1 rRNA gene is annotated in these 1,794 nt (G+C 54.2%); it reads left to right on the forward strand.

Annotated elements, in window-relative coordinates:
* Window positions 1–1,794 (forward strand): 23S ribosomal RNA (locus tag ACTNC0_RS18130); the annotation flags it as partial.

Consider the following 1,794-nt stretch of genomic DNA (forward strand, 5'->3'; position numbering starts at 1 on the left):
AAGTGCGCGTTAAGTGGAAAAGGATGTGGGATTTCGAAGACAACCAGGATGTTGGCTCAGAAGCAGCCATCCATTCAAAGAGTGCGTAATAGCTCACTGGTCGAGAGGTCCTGCGCCGAAAATGTCCGGGGCTGAAACGCGCCACCGAAACTAAGGAACCGAAAGGTTGGTAGAGGAGCATTGCATGCGGAACGAAGCAGTACCGAAAGGAGCTGTGGACTGCATGGAAGAGAGAATGCCGGAATGAGTAGCGAGATAGAGGTGGGAATCCTCTAGGCCGAATATCCAAGGTTTCCAGAGTAAAGCTGATCTGCTCTGGGTAAGTCGGGGCCTAAGGCGAGGACGAGAGTCGTAGCCGATGGACAACAGGTGGAGATTCCTGTACTGCGGTATGACAGAACTGTGGGGACACGTAAGGAAAGCGGAAGCCGGGAATGGAGAGCCCGGTGCAAGCGGGGTACCAGCCACTCTGGCAAATCCGGGTGGCAATGGGAAGCCGTGATGCGGAGCGAAATAAAGTAGTGAAGTCCGTGAGCCATGCGTCAAGAAAAGCCGCTATTGTTTGTACCGTACCCGTACCGTAAACCGACACAGGTGGATGAGGAGAGAATCCTAAGGCCGGCGGAAGAAGCATTGTCAAGGAACTCGGCAAAATGGCCCCGTAACTTAGGGATAAGGGGTGCCTCAGAAATGAGGCCGCAGAGAATAGGCTCAAGCAACTGTTTAGCAAAAACACAGGTCTATGCGAAACCGAAAGGTGAGGTATATGGGCTGACGCCTGCCCGGTGCTGGAAGGTTAAGAGGAGAGGTTAGCGCAAGCGAAGCTTTGAATTTAAGCCCCAGTAAACGGCGGCCGTAACTATAACGGTCCTAAGGTAGCGAAATTCCTTGTCGGGTAAGTTCCGACCCGCACGAAAGGCGTAATGATTTGAGCGCTGTCTCGACAATGCATCCGGTGAAATTGAAGTACCAGTGAAGATGCTGGTTACCTGCGCCAGGACGGAAAGACCCCATGGAGCTTTACTCCAGTTTGGTACTGGGACTCGGTATTGCATGTACAGGATAGGTGGGAGGCTTAGAGACAGTAACGCCAGTTATTGTGGAGCCGCTGTTGGGATACCACCCTTGCAGTATTGGGTTTCTAACCAGCCGCCGTGACCCGGCGGTGGGACAATGCCAGACGGGGAGTTTGACTGGGGCGGTCGCCTCCGAAAGGGTATCGGAGGCGCCCAAAGGTTCCCTCAGAATGGACGGAAACCATTCGAAGAGTGCAAAGGCAGAAGGGAGCTTGACTGCGACACCGACGGGTGGAGCAGGTACGAAAGTAGGGCTTAGTGATCCGGTGGTATTAAGTGGGAATGCCATCGCTCAACGGATAAAAGCTACCCTGGGGATAACAGGCTTATCACTCCCAAGAGTTCACATCGACGGAGTGGTTTGGCACCTCGATGTCGGCTCATCGCATCCTGGGGCTGTAGTAGGTCCCAAGGGTTGGGCTGTTCGCCCATTAAAGCGGTACGCGAGCTGGGTTCAGAACGTCGTGAGACAGTTCGGTCCCTATCCGGCGTGGGCGTAGGATATCTGAGAGGAGCTGTCCTTAGTACGAGAGGACCGGGATGGACGGGCCGCTGGTGCATCGGTTAGACTGCCAAGTCTACGGCCGAGTAGCCAAGCCCGGAAGGGATAAACGCTGAAGGCATCTAAGCGTGAAGCCCCCCTTAAGATGAGATATCCCATTCGAAAGAAGTAAACCCCCTTGAAGACGACGAGGTAGATAGGGCAGAGGTGGAAGTG

Source organism: Blautia sp. HCP3S3_B11 (genome assembly GCF_052064435.1).
GTDB lineage: Bacteria > Bacillota > Clostridia > Lachnospirales > Lachnospiraceae > Blautia_A.